This window comes from Pseudoalteromonas aliena SW19, from assembly GCF_014905615.1.
In the GTDB taxonomy this organism is placed as follows: domain Bacteria; phylum Pseudomonadota; class Gammaproteobacteria; order Enterobacterales; family Alteromonadaceae; genus Pseudoalteromonas; species Pseudoalteromonas aliena.
On sequence record NZ_AQGU01000026.1, the window covers coordinates 217,628 to 235,611 of the forward strand.

The following is a 17,984-nucleotide window of genomic DNA, read 5'->3' on the forward strand; positions in this document are numbered from 1 at the left end:
TACGAATATTGCTTTAAAATCGATTCACTTAAAATAGAGAAAACTTGATTTAAAATAATGAATACGCCAACGCAAATCACATTATCTAATTCATTGGTTATCAATCAATCGAGCAATGCTCAAACGAATGAATTATCGCAATTACCTGATGAGGTACTTGCCGCTAAAAACATACAATTTTCGAAAGATTCGATTACGCTTGATGTATTTATTGATAAGCATTGGCAAACATTAAGGCTTGGCACTACCAACGTGCCTCAAAACTTACAAAAAATAGCCAGTGCTAACATACAGCTCAGCCCCGATGGCAAACAGCTCAACATTACGCCAAACAGTACAACACTGACCATAAACCAACCAGCTCAGTTGCAACGCTTATTAAATTATGTGAGCACAGGCGCCGAGGTAGAAAGCAAACCAATGGCTGTGCAAGTGATGTTATCCCCAACCCCAAAATTAGTCATTGATAAGCTCAACGCCAGTATTGCAATAAATAAAGAGGTAGCGCAGCTACTTATAACCGAGCAACCTTTAAAAGTAATTGTGAGTACTAACAACAAAGGCGCGCAGATAAATGTTATTAATAGCTTTGCTGATACAGTTCATTCGCAACCACTAAGTCAAGCAAAGCTCACTAAATTACTTGCAGCGCTACTACCTAATGCACAACTGCAAGCAACACCTAAACTAGCTATTTTAACTCACCCACAAAAGTCGGGTTCGTTTACAACGCCTATAAATAATAAACAAGTTAGTGAACTACCCAACATACCGATTAAAGTAAACTTAGTAAATCAGGCCGATAAGTTATTTATTAAAACCGATACTAATAATATAAACGTGACGCTTAATAATTCATTCTCCAAACCGTTTAACGAACTGCTTTTAGCGCAAAAAAATAGTGACCCTGAAATATCGCTCTCAACCTCGTCCAATAAAAAAATGAGTCCACTACTTACACAAAGCAGCCCAATAAAATCATGGCTGCTACATAGTTTTAGTGATTTAAAAACACGGATTAATGACGCAGTAAAATATTTTGAACACAAGCCGTTCGCAACAGAGTCAAAACAAACAATTGCATTGGCACCTGAATTATCTAAAAGTGACACTCCTAGCGCTGTTATTAATCAGCAATTAAAAAAAATAAATATGACACAAAACCTAGATATGCTAATCAAAGGCATTGACGGTAAAACCTTGACTAACGCAACAAATATTTTGCCAAAGCACTTTAATCAACTACCTCCTTTAGCACAATTAACTCAGCTCCTAAAAGCCAGTGTTAATATATGGCAGGCATTACCTCAGCATAATCAAACATTACCAGTCAGTAACGCCAATAATACTGATGCTCATCACTTTAAAAATATAATTTCACCAGAAAGTATTTCTCGCAGCCAAATGTTACAACCGATAGAAGCAAAGCTGCTTAGCCCTCTTTTAAAGCTACCTGACTCAATTGCTGCCACTGAAAAACCAGTGAACAGCAAATCAATTTTAAACAGCCAAATAAATAACATAACAAGCAAAATAGAAAAGGATTCACCAGATTTAACACGCCTTATTAATCAAGCTTTTAACCGTATGGTCTCAAGTACTAATGTGCATCCCGTGACTATTCAGCGTGAGATACTAACAAACATTCAACCCTCTATACTTGCTAATGACACGTTGCAAAGCAGTTTTACTAAAGGGCTAGAACAAATGGCGGTAAGCATTTTAGCGGCACCCGCTATCAATCAGTCAATCGTCCCTGTTAGCTTGAATAATCACACTGGCTTAGATGCATTATTGCAAGTATTGCTACCTACTTTTAAAACAGGTAACACGAGTGCTAAGCTGCTTGAGCAACTACAGAAACCTCAAGTTCAAGCTCTTGCAAACGAGCTGATACAAGTAAAAAACACGTTAAATCAGGTACAAGTTTCAATGCCAAATCAACATCCTGATTCAAATCCTTTAGTGCAATTTTTATTACCCATGAAACTTCCCCCTGAGGCCGCTCAAACAGAAATAACGCTAGGGCAATATAAAAAATCGAGTAACGATAAACTAGAGAGTAAAAGTGTATGGTTTGTCAGATTAAATTTTGACTATGCTGAATTGGGTCAATTACAGATCACTGCGGAGTTGATGGATAAAGCACTTGATTGCCAGTTACTCGCATCTAGCCAAGAAATTACAGCGATTGCTCATCCGCACCTAGATAACTTAAGATCAAAGCTTGCAAAGCATGGTTTGCAAGTAGGCGAACTTAATTTAAAGCGCGGTGATACTAATCATCAAGCATTTGATAATTCACATGCAATTATTAATATTAAGGTTTAATTATGAGTGATGTGCTTAATAACAAATCAGCTATCGGGCTTTTATACGAAACGGGTAGTACACCCACGATAAGTGCTAAAGGGTTTGGTGAATTAGCTGACGAAATAGTCGCTGCGGCCAAAAAGAAAGGAATTATGATCCACGAAGATGCTGCGCTTGCTAAAACATTATCACACTTGGCATTAGGAGAAGAAATCCCTAAAGAGCTTTACTATGTAATTGCGGAGCTAATTGCCTTTTCCTATGTATTAAGGGGGCAATTCCCGCCAGGTTGGAAGGACTTTCAAGGTAAGCTAAATATAAAAGCATAAACAAAATGTTGGCTTAAAATACCAATTAAACTAAAAAGGCGCTAAGCGCCTTTTTGCTTATGCAAAGAAAACAGTAATTCTGCTTCAGCTCTAGGCAGTTCACATTCGCGTATAACCTCGTCTAAATCGGCACCTAAGCCAACCATTTTTACAGCACGAGAATAAATTTTAGCATCTGGATCGTCGTATTTCTGAGCCGCTTGTTGTAAAACTAACTCTTGGTTTTGTTGTTCAACCTCAAGCACTCGTTTACCAATACTCAATAATCCGGTTCGTAATTCAGATACTTCACTTCGCAGAATATGAGTTTGCTCTGAAGTGTCTTTAAGTTGCTGCATAGCAGAATCAAGCTCAGTTGCTTGTTTGCTTTTTAATGCAGCAATTAGCGCTAACGATATAAGTCCAATCGCCAGCGCTGCAATTGCGATACTAAGTAACAACATATTTTAGTGGCAAAGCTTATATATCGCTTAACTCATCCCATTCATCATCGCTGAGCAATTTGTTTAAATCGACTAAAATCAGCAATTCATCATCACGATTACACACACCTTGAATGAATTTAGCACTTTCTTCAGTACCAACATTTGGTGCACTGTCTATTTCAGAACTACGTAGATAAACCACTTCAGAGACACTATCGGCTAAAATACCTATAACTTGTTCTTCAGCTTCAATGATTAAGATACGAGAGTTATCAGTTGCATCTGCAGCATCTAAACCAAAGCGAGAGCGTGTATCTATAACGGTTACAACATTACCACGTAAATTAATAATACCAATTACGTAAGAAGGCGCACCAGGCACTGGAGCAATTTCAGTGTAGCGCAATATTTCTTGCACTTGCATTACATTTACGCCATAAGTCTCTTCTTCTAGCTTAAATGTAACCCACTGTAATATTTCATCATTATCTGCATTTTTATTTGCTGACAGTAATTTATCTTGATTCATGCTATTTCCCCGTAATGGTCATTATTACTGACGACTATCTAAGCCTTTTTCTAATAATGCATTTAAATTATCTACATCTATTAAAGCACACATTTTTTCTTTAATAACACCGGCAAGCCATGGACGCTTACCTTTATTAGTATTCCATTTTACATCTTCTTTACTCAATGTAATGTTATTTATTAACTTTTCAGCCAATAATCCCCACTGGCTATCGCCTAGCGTGATTAAATATTGATAATTAAGAGATGCCTCTAACTTTTCATCATACTTTTCAGGCATGACCCAACGAGCAGTATCAACAACATTTAGCTTCTCATCTCTGTTAAGCATAACGCCTTTAAACCATTTTGGCTTACCAAACAGATGATTTACTTCACTTAACTGATGAATTCCACCCAGTGACTTTAATGGCACAGCAAGCGTTAACCCTGCAACTTCAAAAAACAATGCCTGAAATTCGCCTTCAAAATAATCTTCTTGGCTTTGCGTTTTCAGTGCCTGTGAAGGCTTTTCTGATAATTGCGCTGCGGTATTATCTGTTACATCAATAATATTATCTGTAACAACCTTTTCACTCGGTAAAGGCTTGGGTGCTACTACTGATTGAATTTGTTCATCAGTCTTTTCAGTTATATTGCTCTCTTTAGCCTGTAACTGTTCTTGATCAGTCCCATTAGGTATTTTTTCAAGCAATTTTGCGACTGGCTCTAAGTTATCTATAGGCCCATCGTCACGTAACAATGCACCTAAATATTGAGTCATAACTTTTTCATTAGCAAATAATTGCTTACTCATTTATCAACCTTGTTCAATTAAATAGTCTAATAGTGCTTTATAAGCAAACACACCTCGAGATCGAGGACAAAACTCAATGGGTACTTTTTGCGCAAAGCTCGCATCCCTTAGCTTTGTATCTACGGGAATAACTCCTGGCCACACCTTATCTTTATAGGTATCTTGCAAAGTTTTATAAGCTTCTAAAGATGCTTTAGTCCGTTTATCGTACATAGTAGGAATTATAGTATATTCATAATTTTTCGCTTGCGAGGTTTGCATTAACTCCATCGTACGCATCATTCTATCAAGTCCTTTTAAAGCTAAGAATTCAGTTTGTACGGGAACTAAAATACGCTCGCTTGCCGCAAGTGCATTAACCATTAACACGCCTAACACGGGTGGGCAATCAAGAATTGCATAATCATAATGGTCACTAATTTTTGCAAGCGTTTTTTTTAATATTAACCCCATACCCGATTTATTACCCATACTCCTATCGAGTGTGGCAATTGCCATTGTCGCGGGTAAAATATCCAAATTCTCGAGCGTTGACGGACAGAGTGATTGAAGTATTTCTTCACTTTGCATGCCTGTACCACGGGCAAAAATATCATATACGCTAATTTCTAAATCTTCTGAATCGATACCAAAATAATAGGTTAATGATGCATGCGGATCTGTATCAATCAGTAATACACGCTTGCCGCGCAAAGCAAGAATACCGGCAAGACTCACTGCTGTTGTTGTTTTACCCACACCACCTTTTTGATTTGCCACAGTCCAGATTTTCACATTACATCCTAGTTACTGTTCGCTACGAGTAGTGATGCGAACACCACCATGAGGTAAACGAATTATTTTTATTGTATCGTCATCTGAAGGGAGTTCAATTTCGGGTTCTATTTTTTGACTCTCTGGCTTTGATTTATCAACGCCAATAACAGGTGGTAATCCATACTTAGAAAGTGCTATGACAACTTTGCGATTTTCAGCTCGCCCTTGCTCTGTACTATTATCTGCAAGAGGAGAATATTGCCCATAACCTTCTATTGCCATACGCGCAGAGTTTATTCCTAACTCTTCTAGTTCAACTAAAATTGATGTTGCTCTTGCTACCGATAACTCCCAATTAGAACGAAATATTTCATTACGAATAGTTTCATTATCAGTATAACCACGCACTCTGATATAATTATCTACGGGCGCAATAATATCTTTAACGAGTTTGACGACTTGTTTAGCTCGTAAATGAGCGACTGAACTGCCACTTGAAAATAGCATTCCAGAGCTAAGTTCAATAATTAGCCAATCTTGGTTTAACTCTAAATTTGCTTCACCATCACGAATTTCGTCAATAAGTGCTGATTGTAATTTTGTTAACAAGCTATCTAAAGGTTTTCCTAAATACTTTTGCTGTATATTGCTTGTGTCACTTTGTCCATCAAGTAGTTCAGGACCTTGCTCTTGTTTTTGAATGCTCTCGCCATAAAGTACTTCTTGTTCAGGAGTTACTCTATCAATAAGAATACCATTACCGTTTACACCTTCACCATTTTGTGAATATTGGCGTGCAGATTTATCAAAAACATGTTCAAGTGAATCTGACAATATTTGAAAATTTTCTTCTTTACTGATTGCAATAGCATACATAACCACAAAGAATGCAAACATAATGGTCATGTAATCAGCATAAGAGACTAACCAGCGTTCGGTATGTTGGCTTTTTGAAGAGACATTGCGTAAGCGGCGGCGTAACATAGCGATTACTCTTGAGCTAAGTTAGGACGTTCTACACGGTAGGCTTCAAGCTTTAATTCAATATTTATCGGGCTTTCACCTAAGCTTATCGCGATAACACCTTCAGCAAGCATTTCATGATAAAGCATTTTTTGTTCAATCCGTTGTTTTAACTTATTTGCCATCGGCAAAAAAATAATATTAGCGAGACCTACACCATATATTGTAGCAATAAACGCAGTTGCCACACCTTCACCCAGTTTTTGCGGATCAGTGATGAAAGACATCGCTTGAATAAGCCCTAGCACAGCACCTAAAATACCAATGGTAGGGCTATAACCTCCCATTGCTTCATAGACACGCCCTGCCTCTAATAATCTATCGCGTTCAAGTAATAAGTCTATTTCGAGTGTGTCTCGTAATTTTTGCTCAGAACAACCATCAACCAATAAACCAAGCCCTTTGGCGGCATAAATATCAGGATGAATAAACGCTTCGTTTTCTAGTGCCAAATAGCCTTCTTGACGGGCTTTGTGCGACCAGCGTTTAACTTGCTCAATTGCTTCGTCTATATCGTATTGTGGAGCGAAAAAAACCCAATGGCTTATTTTTAGCATTTTTTTAAAGGTGCTTGCAGATGTTTGTAACATCACAGCACCCAATGTGCCACCAAGCACTATAACGAGCGCAGGGACATTAAATAATGCAGATGCAACGCCCCCTTCCAAAGAGTAACCAATTGCTATAGATCCTAGCGCAATAAGTAGCCCTAGAATAGAAAGCTTATCCACAGCCAGTTTCTCTTTTTATTCTCGCAGCTACGTCATCAAGCGCTAAGATCTCACTGGCTAGCCCTGCATTTACTAATGCTTGTGGCATACCATAAACGACACAACTATTTTCATCTTGTGCCCAAATCGTTGCACCCGTTTGTTTGAGCATTCTTGCTCCATCACGCCCATCAGCTCCCATACCAGTCAACACTATTGCTAACACATCGCCTTGATAAGCTTTCGCTACACTTGCAAACGTTACATCAACGCTTGGTTTATAAGTGATTCGCTCGCTTTGATCTTCAAAAACTCTTAACGTTTTTGCAGCTCCACGCCCCTCAACCATCATTTGCTGACCACCGGGTGCTAAATAAGCCGTTCCAGGTTGTAAACGATCGCCTTGTTGTGCTTCTTTTACTTTAATTTTGCATAAGCTATTTAAGCGCGTCGCAAATGCCGGTGTAAATGCCGCAGGCATATGTTGAATCAACAAAATGGGGTGCGGGAAGTTAGCTGGTAACTGAGTTAAAATAGTTTGCAGGGCCACAGGCCCACCAGTAGATGTACCAATCGCAAGTAGTTGATAATGTTTACCGCTAGTGCGAATTGTTGAAGCATTTACTGATGACTTAGGCTGCACTGCTGAGCGTTGAAAGCTTCTATCTGGCTGGCGTATATTAGTGTCTTTAGCAGCTATTGATGGCTTTATACTCGGCGCTGGGGATGTTGGTGCTAACTTAGCTGGAACTAAAGGTTTAAATGAACGAGGGATACGACGACGGCCAATCTCTTTTACTTTTGTTTGTAAAAGCTTTATTGCATCATCATTATTACGAGCAATGTCTTCAAACTTTTTAGGTAAAAAGTCCATTGCTCCAGCATCTAGCGCATCGAGTGTTGCTGTAGCACCATCACGCGTTAGCGATGAAAACATTAAAATAGGGGTTGGATTGCTTGCCATTATTTCTTTAACAGCACTGATACCATCTAAAACCGGCATCTCAACATCCATTGTGATCATATCAGGGCGTAATTGCTCAGTTTTTTCAACAGCTTCTCGACCATTTACAGCAAAGCCAATTACTTTAATATCGTTATCTTGTTCGAGAATTTCGCTTACTCTACGGCGAAAAAAGCTTGAATCATCAACAACTAAGACTTTAACAACCATTGAGCTCTCTTATTTAGTTTAGACGTAGGTGTAGTGCATACTACACCTACTTATTGTCAGTTCGCGTAATGTTTTAGCATACTTGGAACATCTAAAATTAATGCAATTCCACCATCAGACGTTATTGTAGCGCCAGCCATTCCGGGAGTGCCTTGTAATAAAGCGTCAAGTGGTTTGATTACAACCTCTTCTTGCCCTATTAACGAGTCCACTACAAAACCAACTTGCTGCGTGCCTATTTGAACAATAACGACATGACCTTGATCTTTACGTAGAGAACGATCGGCCCCTTTTACAAGCCAATGTTCTAAGTAGAACAATGGAACCGCTTTTTTGCGGACAATAACGGTTAACTGGCCATTAACAACATTTGTTTTAGTTAAATCAAAGTGGAATATTTCACTAACACCAGCAAGTGGTAATGCAAATGTCTGTGCACCAACAACAACCATTAACGTTGGAAGTATTGCGAGCGTTAACGGTACTTTAATCTCTAATGTTGTACCAACACCTAACTCTGATTCAATACTTACAGAACCGTTAAGTTGGGTGATTTTTGTTTTTACAACATCCATTCCAACACCACGTCCGGAAATATCCGAAATTTCTTCTTTTGTTGAAAAGCCTGGTGCAAAAATTAAGTTGTAAGCTTCAGTGTTTGAAAGTCGACTTGCTTGGTCATGATCAAGTACACCTTTAGCTATTGCTATTTTCTTGAGTTTCTCAGCATCCATACCAGCACCATCATCTTTGATAGTAAGCAAAATATGATCGCCTTGTTGAGACGCTGATAACGTAACAGTACCTGTTCTTGATTTTCCAGATGCTTCACGTACATCTGGCATTTCAATGCCGTGATCGACTGAGTTTCTGACCAAATGCACGAGCGGATCGGCTAACGCTTCAACCAAGTTTTTATCTAAATCAGTTTCTTCGCCGACCAGTAATAAATTGATATCTTTATTTAAGCTTCTCGCCAAGTCACGAACAACTCGAGGAAAACGTCCAAATACTTTTTTGATCGGTTGCATGCGGGTTTGCATAACCGCACCTTGAATATCGGCGGTTACAACATCTAAATTTGATATTGCTTTACCCATCGCTTCACTTTCTGAATTGGTGGCCAAACTAACGAGGCGATTTCGCACGAGCACTAGCTCACCAACCATATTCATAATTTGGTCAAGGCGCTTAGTATCTACGCGTACGGTAGTTTCAGCTGCGGGCGCGACTGCCTTCTTCGGAGCTGCAGCTGGGCTTGGGACTGCAGGACTTGGTGCTTTTGCTTCAGGCTTATTAGCGGGCTTACTAACAGGGGCAGGCTCAACTTTCTTTGCCTGAACAGCCGGTTTTGGAGGTGCAGGTTTTGCAGCAACGGGCTGATTACTTTCTACAGATTTAGGTGCGCTGCCTTTGCCATGTAATTCATCTAATAGAGATTCAAATTCTGCGTCGCTAATATCATCATCAGAAGAGCCTGAGTTATTGGCGACTGGCGCTGTTTCTTGCGGTGTATGCGAAGCAACTGGTTCATTTTTTTGTACATCAACAGTGCCAAAACTACCAACACCATGTAGCTCATCTAATAAATTATCAAACTCGTCGTCAGTGATGTCACTACTAGAAGTAGTACTTACAGGTTTCTTAGTCTCAGAGCTTTGGTTATTACCATGCAGTTCATCAAGTAAGTTTTCGAATTCATCTTCTGTAATTTCATCAATTTGTGACTCAGCAGCTGGCGAAGCCGAACTACTAAATAATTCATCGAATGCAAATGGGTCGTCGTCAGGGCTTTGTGAGCTGATAGTGTTATTGTCACCGTTTTCTGTGGCAACGACATCAGCCTGTTCAGGTTCGTCTGCTGTAATTTCAGAAGAAGCTCCAGATAACTCATCTTCCGTTGGAGGTAACCCTAATTTATGTAGGACTTCAAGTAATTGAGGATCTGCAGGCTCAGGCTTATCACGGTTTTGAATTGTCGCAAACATTTCATTAATGGTGTCTAATGCTTGTAAGATAACATCCATTAATTCAGAGTTTACAGTTCGAACGCCCTGTCTGAGCAAATCAAATACATTTTCTGCACCATGACAAGCATCAACAAGCTCTGTCATAGCTAAAAATCCGGCACCGCCTTTTACTGTATGAAAGCCTCGAAATATAGCATTTAATAGTTCGGTATCTTCTGGATTATTTTCCAGTTCAACTAACTGTTCGGATAGAAGTTCAAGAATTTCTCCTGCTTCTACAAGAAAGTCTTGTAAAATATCTTCATCGACTTCAAACATGCAGTTACTCTCCTCTTAGAAGCCCAAACTTGATAAAAGATCATCGACTTCATCTTGATCAGACACAACATCATTACGCGATTCTTTATCAATAATAGGGCCCTCGGGACCTGCTAATGTTTGTACGGCAATCGGTTCTTCTGTTTTTTGTTGTTCTACTATATTAACTGTACCCACATCCTGCGCAGAAAACGCAGTGAGTAGATGAAGTAAGCTTTCTTCTACTTCTCTTACAAGCTCAATTACTCGACGAATAACTTGACCAGTCAAATCTTGATAATCTTGCGCCATTAAAACATTTGTCATTAAATTTTGTAATTCATCTGTTTTATTGTGTGAGTTACTCATAAACTTATCTATGCTGTGGCACAGAGTTTTAAACTCACCAAGCTCTATATCCCGACTCATTAACCGATCCCATGTCGGTTTAATGGCTGCTATCTCACCCGCTAACTCCTGAGTTATAGGGAGACTTGCCTCAACCGCATCCATGGTTTTATTTGCAGCATTCTCTGTCAATTCCATGACATAACTAAGTCGTTTTTTAGCATCCGGAATTGCATCGTTTGTTAAGTTTGTTAAACGCGAATCTAGCTCAAAACCTTTTAGAGCTTCATGCAATTGACGCGTTAACTTGCCAACTTCAGCAAATATCTCTGACTGCTCTTTAGACGCTGTATCCAAAATTAATTGATCAGCTTTATCTTGCTCGTCGTTTTCTAAAAAAACAACGAGTTGACGCGCTTGTTCTAAAGTTATTCGAGGCGCAGCAGGTGCTGACATAAGCCTCTCCCTATAATTAACCTAAGCGTTCAAACACTTTTTCTAATTTGGTCTTCAATGTGCCAGCTGTAAATGGTTTTACAATGTAGCCATTAACACCAGCTTGAGCAGCAGCTATTATCTGTTCTTTTTTAGCTTCAGCCGTTACCATTAAAACAGGGAGATGTTTTAACTTGTCATCCGCCCTAATTGCCCTTAAAAGGTCAATACCCTGCATACCTGGCATGTTCCAATCCGTCACGACAAAATCAAAAGACTGATTTTGTAGCATTGGTAAAGCAGTCGAACCATCATCTGCTTCTTGAACATTCGTAAAACCTAAATCACGCAATAAATTTTTAATAATACGTCTCATTGTTGAAAAATCGTCAACGACAAGAATTTTCATGTTTTTATCCAAAACATCCTCCAGTGAGGTCTTAACCTTTATTTACTTACTACTAGTTTATCCAGTCATTGATTTTTGCTTTTAGCTTAATCATCGCCTGACCATGTATCTGACTCACACGCGATTCACTAACATCGAGTATATGCCCAATCTCTTTTAAATTCATTTCATCGTTATAGTACAAAGATAACACCATAGCATCTCGCTCTGGTAATGATTTTATTGCACTTAATAAAGACTCATTAAATCGTTCATTTTTAACATTATTAAAAGGTTTGTCTAGTGTTAAATCTTGACCTGCTGGAGTTATGACATCTTCATCAATTCCGAGGTCTTCTATACCCAACACTTTACTTGCATTTACATCGTTTAAAATATGATGGTACTCATTTAACGAAATATCAAGTTTTTCAGCAACTTCTATATCTGTAGGTTCACGATTTAAGTTTTTTTCTAATTCGTTTATCGTTTCAGCAACAAGACGACTTTTACGATGTACAGAACGCGGAGCCCAGTCACCACGGCGCATTTCATCTAGCATAGCGCCACGGATGCGAATACCTGCAAACGTTTCAAAGCTTGCGCCTTTAGTTGCATCAAAGTTTTTTGACGCTTCAATCAGTCCTATCATACCCGATTGAATTAAATCATCGAGTTGTACACTTGGAGGTAGACGAGCAATTAAGTGACATGCCACTTTTTTAACCAGTGACGCATGTTTCTCAACAATCACATTTAAATTTTGTGTTGATTGATATCCCATAGCTCTATTTACCAATGTTGTCATAATTAGCCGTTAACCAGCTTCTCAATGAAAAACTCTAAATGCCCTGACGGTTGATTCGGTATTGGCCATTTGACCGCTTTTGTTGCCAGAGCTCGAAAAGCCACTGAAGCTGGAGAGCTTGGAAACAACTCCACAATAACTTTCTGCCGACGTGTCGCTTTACGCATATTTTCATCGTAAGGTATCGTTGCAGCTAGCTCCATAGAAATATCTAGGAAACGATCTGTTACTTTAGATAACTTTGCAAACAATTCTTGGCCTTCGCGAAGGCTGCGAACCATATTTGCAACAATTTTAAATTTATACACACCGTGCTCACGGCTTAATACTTTAATAAGTGCATACGCATCTGTTATTGATGTTGGTTCGTCACACACGACGACCATTACATCTTGTGCTGCACGAGAAAAGCTCAGCACCATATCGGAAATGCCGGCGGCGGTGTCTACTATCAATATATCAAATTCGGTATTTAATTCGCTAAAGGCACGAATAAGACCCGCGTGTTCAGAAGGTGATAATTCAACCATGTTTTGCGAACCCGACGTTGCAGGGACAATTTTAATCCCGGCAGGACCTTCAACTAAAATCTCATCCAGTTCGCATTCGCCAGATAATACATGTGATAAATTGCGCTCAACACGAAGCCCAAGCATCACATCACAATTTGCTAAACCTAAGTCGGCATCAAGAACTAAAACTCGCTTACCTTGTTGACCTAATGCGATTGCAGTATTTAGTGAAACATTTGTTTTACCTACTCCACCTTTACCACCGGTCACAGCGATAACTTTTACGCCGTTATTATTGTTTTGACTCATTTTTCGCAGGCCGCTTGCTTGATCTAATACTGTGTTAATCATACATCCCTACTGTGTTCGACGCCACTGATTGATGTCGTGAATGTTGTGATTTTATTCTTTTTAAATATAATTGCTCAGCTTTTTTTACTAGTTTTTCTGAATTCGCAACGCGAATGTCCTCTGGTACTCGCTGACCATTAGTAAGATAACCTATTGGAAGACGATTTTGAATCGCAATACTAATAATCTCACCTAAACTTAACGATTCATCTAATTTAGTAAAAATACAACCACTTAACTGTACTTTTTTGAAATGTCTTACCGTTTCTTGTAATACATTAATTTGTGCTGTGGCACTTAATACTAAATAATTACGAATATCGACACGTTGATTACGCATTAACGTATTTAATTGCTCGGTTAAACGTAAATCACGCTGGCTCATTCCTGCGGTGTCAATTAATACTAGACGTTTATTTCGTAAATGATATAAAACTTCAGCCAATTCATTAGCATCTTTAACTTGCTTTACGCTACACCCTATAATTCGGCCATATGTTGCTAGTTGCTCGTATGCACCAATTCTGTAGGTGTCCGTAGTAATTAACGCAACTTTATCAGCGCCATACTTTTGCGCACCAAGTGCAGCAAGTTTTGCGACAGTTGTTGTTTTACCCACTCCCGTTGGGCCGACTAATGCGTAAACTCCACCTTGACGCAGTATTTCGTTGTTCGTGGTTTGCATTTGATCTTCAACCATCGCTAATAAAGCTTTCCAACCTTGCTGGCGAGAAACATCATCAGGTACAAAACACGCCATTTGCTCAGCAACATCTTTGCCTATTCCCATGCCAATTAAACGATCAATCATGCATGCACGCGTTGGATCACGTCGCGCCATATCTTGTTGCATTAAACCTGAGACTTGGTGCTCTAATAGCTGACGAATTGCATTCATCTCTTCACGCATAGATGTCATCTCTACGCTTTCATTATTTTTAGCTTGCTGACGAGGTGCTATCGGGCTTTCAAGGTCATCAAAATCACTTTCTAAATCATCAAAACCTAAGCTATCAGCTTGTGTTTGAGGACGTATCGGCGCTGCATTTTCATGTGAAAACATATTTTTAGGACGTTGTTTAGCTACAGGTTCTTGATAATTTTCGGTAGTATCAATTCCCGATTGTGAAAACATTGAAGCTAGCTCAGGTGAACGAGGTCGAGGTGATTGGCGTTCCAATAATGCTTCTAAACTATCTGCAACTTTAGCCTGTGGTGAAGGCTGTGCACGCTGTGGTTCCGGTTTTATAAAATTGTGCGTATTTTGCGATTGTGCTAAATGATTAGAGCGCTCTGTTGCTGTATTTTGAGACTGAGCAACTGGTTTTGGGGCCGTTTTTTCATAATCAACAGCTGCCACAATTTCGACACCGTTAGCTAGTTTTTTATTTGACATGATAACCGCATCAACACCGAGTTCATCTTTAACTTCTTTAAGCACTGTGCGCATATCTTTAGCAAAAAAACGTTTAATTTTCATGGTTTAACCCCTGTTTAAATCTTATTGTTGGCCTACCGAGCTAACAATCTTAATCTGTCTTTCATCTGGTACCTCTTGATAAGACATCACTCTCAATCCTGGAATGGTGTACTTAACAAAACGAGATAACACAGTGCGTAACATTCCTGACGTTAGCAATATTGAAGGTTCACCAGCCATTTCTTGATTTTGATGCGCTTCATTTAATGAAATTTGAAGTCGCTCAGCAAGACCTGGTTCTATTCCGGCACCTTCGTCACCTGCATTCTGCAATGACTGATGCAACATCTGTTCCAACTCCGGCGCCAAGGTTATGACAGGGATTTCTGAAGACATACCCACCGCATCTTGAACGATAAGTCTACGTAATGAAATACGCACCGCAGCCGTTAATACATCAGGGTCTTGGCTACGAGGACCATACTCTACAAGGGTTTGCACGATTGATCGCATATCGCGTATTGCGACTCCTTCATTTAATAAATTTTGTAATACTTTTACAATAACGGTTAATGGTAGTACGTCAGGCACAAGTCCTTCAACTAAACGAGGGTGGCTCTTGCCCAACATATCTAGTAGGTTTTGAACTTCTTCGTGACCTAATAATAATGCCGCACTGTTTGTTAGTAATTGACTTATATGTGTTGCCACTACTGTTGCTGAGTCAACCACGGTATAGCCTAAAGATTGTGCTTCATCTTTTTGATCTGGCTTGATCCAAACAGCATCGAGTCCAAATGCAGGGTCTTTAGTCTCAACGCCTTTAATAGGGCCAAATACTTGCCCTGGGTTAATCGCTAACTCATCGCCATGCTTAAGCTCACCTTCACCTGTTGAAACGCCCATCAACGTTATTCTGTATGCATTAGGGTCAAGCTCCAGGTTATCGCGTATATGAACTGGTGGAACTAAAAAGCCCAATTCTTGAGAAAGCTTTTTACGTACACCTTTTATACGATTGAGCAGCTCACCACCTTGTGATTGATCAACGAGTGGAATAAGTCTATAGCCAACCTCTAAGCCAATTACGTCAACTTGCTGAACATCATCCCAACCAAGTTCTTTTTGCTCTTGTTTATTGGCAATGCCAGTACCAGCAGCACCATTCACAGCCTCTTCCTCTATAGCGGCAGCAGCTTTTAGTTTACTTTGTTGTGTATAATAAGCTAAGTACCCTAAAAGTGCGCCTAAGCTTAAAAAAGCAAAATGTGGCATGCCAGGTACTAAGCCCATTATTATTAATATACCTGAGGCGATAAATAATGACTTTTCATTACCGAGTTGTTTCTTAAATTGATCGCCCATATTGAGCGACTCATTTTGACGTGTTACAACAATTGCAGTACCAATTGAGAGTAATAAAGAAGGAAGTTGAGCTACTAATCCATCACCGATGGTAAGTAACGTATACACTTCCATTGCGTTACTAAAGCTTAAATTATGCTGGATCATACCAACAAATAAACCACCAACAATATTAATAATCAAAATGATGATACCCGCAATAGCATCACCTTTTACAAACTTACTCGCACCATCCATTGAACCGTAAAAATCGGCTTCTCGTGTGACTTCTTCGCGGCGATCTCGTGCTTGCTCTGCACTAATAAAGCCCGCATTTAAATCTGCGTCAATCGCCATTTGTTTACCTGGCATTGCATCAAGGGTAAAACGTGCCGATACCTCAGAAATACGCCCTGCACCTTTGGTAATTACGACAAAGTTAATAATAATTAGAATTAAGAATACAACCAAACCAACTGCGTAATTACCACCAATAACAACAGAGCCAAAGGCCTCTATTACTTTACCTGCAGCATCACCGCCATTGTGGCCTTCAAGTAGTACTACCCGCGTACTAGCGACATTGAGTGCTAGGCGCATAATTGTTGCGATTAGGAGTACGGCTGGAAACATACCAAACTCAACTGGTTTCATCGTATAAACTGTAACCAGTAATACAACCAAAGCGAGCGCTATGTTGAACGAAAAAAGAATATCAAGTAAAAATGGCGGTAAGGGTAAAATCACCATTCCCAAAGCAGCAAGAACAAGCAAAGGGGTACCTACCCCTTTGGCATATTCTTTTTTATCTCTGTTAAGTTGTTGTAATACTGCTTTAAAACTCATAAATCTACAATTTCAAAAAATTGACACTGCATAGAATTAGCAATAACTATTCCAAGTTACTAAGTTAACGGTTTAATATTTATAGGCGTCGGGGATAGGCAGTTTATTATTAAGTTTGGTTGGACGTTTTCCACGCCCTTTATTAAAGCGCTTAAGTTGAAACACATACGCTAAAACTTGAGCTACAGCGGTAAATAATTGATCGGGGATTTGATCGCCCACCTCAGCTGTATGATAAAGAGCTCGAGTGAGCATAGGGGACTCTACAACGGGTACTTCGTTGCCGATTGCGACCTTACGAATCTGCATCGCCATTTCATCAATGCCTTTGGCTAGCACAATAGGCGCTCCTGCACGCTCTGTATCGTATTTTAGCGCCACAGAATAATGTGTTGGGTTGGTAACAATAACATCAGCGTCAGGTACGTCTTGCATCATTCGCTTTTGCGACATTTGTCTTTGCGTTTGCCTTATGCGTGCTTTTATTTGAGGATCACCTTCTGAATTTTTATATTCGTCTTTAACTTCTTGCAACGTCATTTTTAGTTGTTTGTTATGATTGTAGCTTTGAAATGGCGCATCAATAGCTGCAATAATAATTAAAGTGCACGATAGACCCAAAAACATCCATGCCAAAATTTCCAGAGCATGAATAATATTACCTGGCGTATTCTCTACGCTTAAATGTAGTATTTCATCAAAAAATGTATTAATTAAAAACACCGCAAAGCTGGCTACTAAACCAAATTTTAAAAGTGATTTTACAAGTTCAACAGCCGCTTGCGACCCAAACATGCGTTTAAAACCTTTCATCGGCGACATTTTACTTGCTTTAGGTGCCGCCGCGCCCCAACTGAAATTAAAGCCACCTAACAAGGTGTTACCAATAAATGCAGCTAAGACAATTATAAATACAAACATGCCCATCGGGAAAATCAAAGCATCCGAAACCTCCCCCCATACAGCAAACATTTTAGTTGTATCGTATGTTTCATTTCGATTCAAACTAAGCATGCGCCCCATTATATTGTACAAACCTTTGCCTATTTCTGGTCCATACATTAATAACGAAATTGCAGAAAAAATTAGAACAAACATGGTTCCGAGTTCTTTGGAGCGTGCTATTTGGCCCTTTTTTTTCGACTCATCAATTTTTTTCGATGTGGGTTCTTCTGTTTTTTCTTGTCCTGAATCTTCAGACATTAGGC

The 17,984-nt window shown here is 39.3% G+C and carries 17 protein-coding genes; 2 read left to right on the forward strand and 15 right to left on the reverse strand.

From position 1 onward, the window contains the following. Positions 1–57 precede the first annotated feature (57 nt). The gene (gene fliK / locus PALI_RS12220) at positions 58–2,331 is read left to right on the forward strand and encodes a flagellar hook-length control protein FliK (protein ID WP_193156026.1); all 2,274 of its coding nucleotides are present in this window, start codon (positions 58–60) and stop codon (positions 2,329–2,331) included. A gap of 2 nt (positions 2,332–2,333) precedes the next feature. Beyond that, a complete protein-coding gene (locus PALI_RS12225) occupies positions 2,334–2,642 on the forward strand; it encodes an EscU/YscU/HrcU family type III secretion system export apparatus switch protein (protein ID WP_138585386.1) in 309 nt (102 codons plus the stop codon). Positions 2,643–2,683: 41 nt separating this feature from the next. Here PALI_RS12225 and PALI_RS12230 read toward each other — a convergent pair whose 3' ends face one another. The 15 genes from PALI_RS12230 to flhB form a co-directional block, all read right to left on the reverse strand. Continuing rightward, entirely contained in the window at positions 2,684–3,085 is a 402-nt protein-coding gene (locus tag PALI_RS12230; RefSeq protein WP_077537266.1) for a DUF2802 domain-containing protein, read from the reverse strand. A 16-nt stretch (positions 3,086–3,101) separates the two neighbouring features. Further along, a complete protein-coding gene (locus PALI_RS12235) occupies positions 3,102–3,596 on the reverse strand; it encodes a chemotaxis protein CheW (protein WP_077537265.1) in 495 nt (164 codons plus the stop codon). A 24-nt stretch (positions 3,597–3,620) separates the two neighbouring features. Next, positions 3,621–4,394 carry a chemotaxis protein CheW gene (locus tag PALI_RS12240; protein ID WP_193156027.1) on the reverse strand — a complete coding sequence of 258 codons (774 nt, stop codon included), beginning with the start codon at positions 4,392–4,394 and terminating at the stop codon, positions 3,621–3,623. 3 nt (positions 4,395–4,397) lie between these two features. Beyond that, positions 4,398–5,168, reverse strand: a complete 771-nt coding sequence (locus tag PALI_RS12245) for a ParA family protein (RefSeq protein ID WP_182700920.1) — start codon at positions 5,166–5,168, stop codon at positions 4,398–4,400. Positions 5,169–5,180: 12 nt separating this feature from the next. Further along, positions 5,181–6,134, reverse strand: a complete 954-nt coding sequence (locus PALI_RS12250) for a flagellar motor protein MotB (protein WP_193156028.1) — start codon at positions 6,132–6,134, stop codon at positions 5,181–5,183. Between the two features lie 5 nt (positions 6,135–6,139). Then, positions 6,140–6,904 carry a flagellar motor protein gene (locus PALI_RS12255; protein ID WP_077537261.1) on the reverse strand — a complete coding sequence of 255 codons (765 nt, stop codon included), beginning with the start codon at positions 6,902–6,904 and terminating at the stop codon, positions 6,140–6,142. Continuing rightward, positions 6,897–8,057, reverse strand: a complete 1,161-nt coding sequence (locus PALI_RS12260) for a protein-glutamate methylesterase/protein-glutamine glutaminase (protein WP_193156029.1) — start codon at positions 8,055–8,057, stop codon at positions 6,897–6,899. Before PALI_RS12260 ends, PALI_RS12255 begins: the two co-directional genes overlap by 8 nt. A 56-nt stretch (positions 8,058–8,113) precedes the next feature. Next, on the reverse strand, positions 8,114–10,345 hold the full coding sequence (locus PALI_RS12265; protein ID WP_193156030.1) for a chemotaxis protein CheA: 2,232 nt from the start codon (positions 10,343–10,345) through the stop codon (positions 8,114–8,116). Between the two features lie 15 nt (positions 10,346–10,360). Beyond that, positions 10,361–11,128 carry a protein phosphatase CheZ gene (locus PALI_RS12270; RefSeq protein WP_077537258.1) on the reverse strand — a complete coding sequence of 256 codons (768 nt, stop codon included), beginning with the start codon at positions 11,126–11,128 and terminating at the stop codon, positions 10,361–10,363. Between the two features lie 16 nt (positions 11,129–11,144). Next, positions 11,145–11,528: a chemotaxis response regulator CheY gene (gene cheY, locus PALI_RS12275; protein WP_024610547.1), complete on the reverse strand. Its 384-nt coding sequence runs from the start codon at positions 11,526–11,528 to the stop codon at positions 11,145–11,147. A gap of 40 nt (positions 11,529–11,568) precedes the next feature. Beyond that, entirely contained in the window at positions 11,569–12,279 is a 711-nt protein-coding gene (locus PALI_RS12280; protein WP_077538953.1) for an RNA polymerase sigma factor FliA, read from the reverse strand. Positions 12,280–12,305: 26 nt separating this feature from the next. After that, positions 12,306–13,166 (reverse strand): MinD/ParA family ATP-binding protein, encoded by an 861-nt coding sequence (locus tag PALI_RS12285; protein ID WP_077537257.1) that lies wholly within the window; start codon positions 13,164–13,166, stop codon positions 12,306–12,308. Continuing rightward, positions 13,159–14,646: a flagellar biosynthesis protein FlhF gene (gene flhF, locus PALI_RS12290; RefSeq protein ID WP_077537256.1), complete on the reverse strand. Its 1,488-nt coding sequence runs from the start codon at positions 14,644–14,646 to the stop codon at positions 13,159–13,161. Before flhF ends, PALI_RS12285 begins: the two co-directional genes overlap by 8 nt. A gap of 21 nt (positions 14,647–14,667) precedes the next feature. After that, a complete protein-coding gene (flhA, locus tag PALI_RS12295; RefSeq protein WP_193156031.1) occupies positions 14,668–16,776 on the reverse strand; it encodes a flagellar biosynthesis protein FlhA in 2,109 nt (702 codons plus the stop codon). A 72-nt stretch (positions 16,777–16,848) separates the two neighbouring features. Beyond that, on the reverse strand, positions 16,849–17,979 hold the full coding sequence (flhB, locus tag PALI_RS12300) for a flagellar biosynthesis protein FlhB (protein ID WP_138585392.1): 1,131 nt from the start codon (positions 17,977–17,979) through the stop codon (positions 16,849–16,851). Positions 17,980–17,984: the final 5 nt, after the last annotated feature.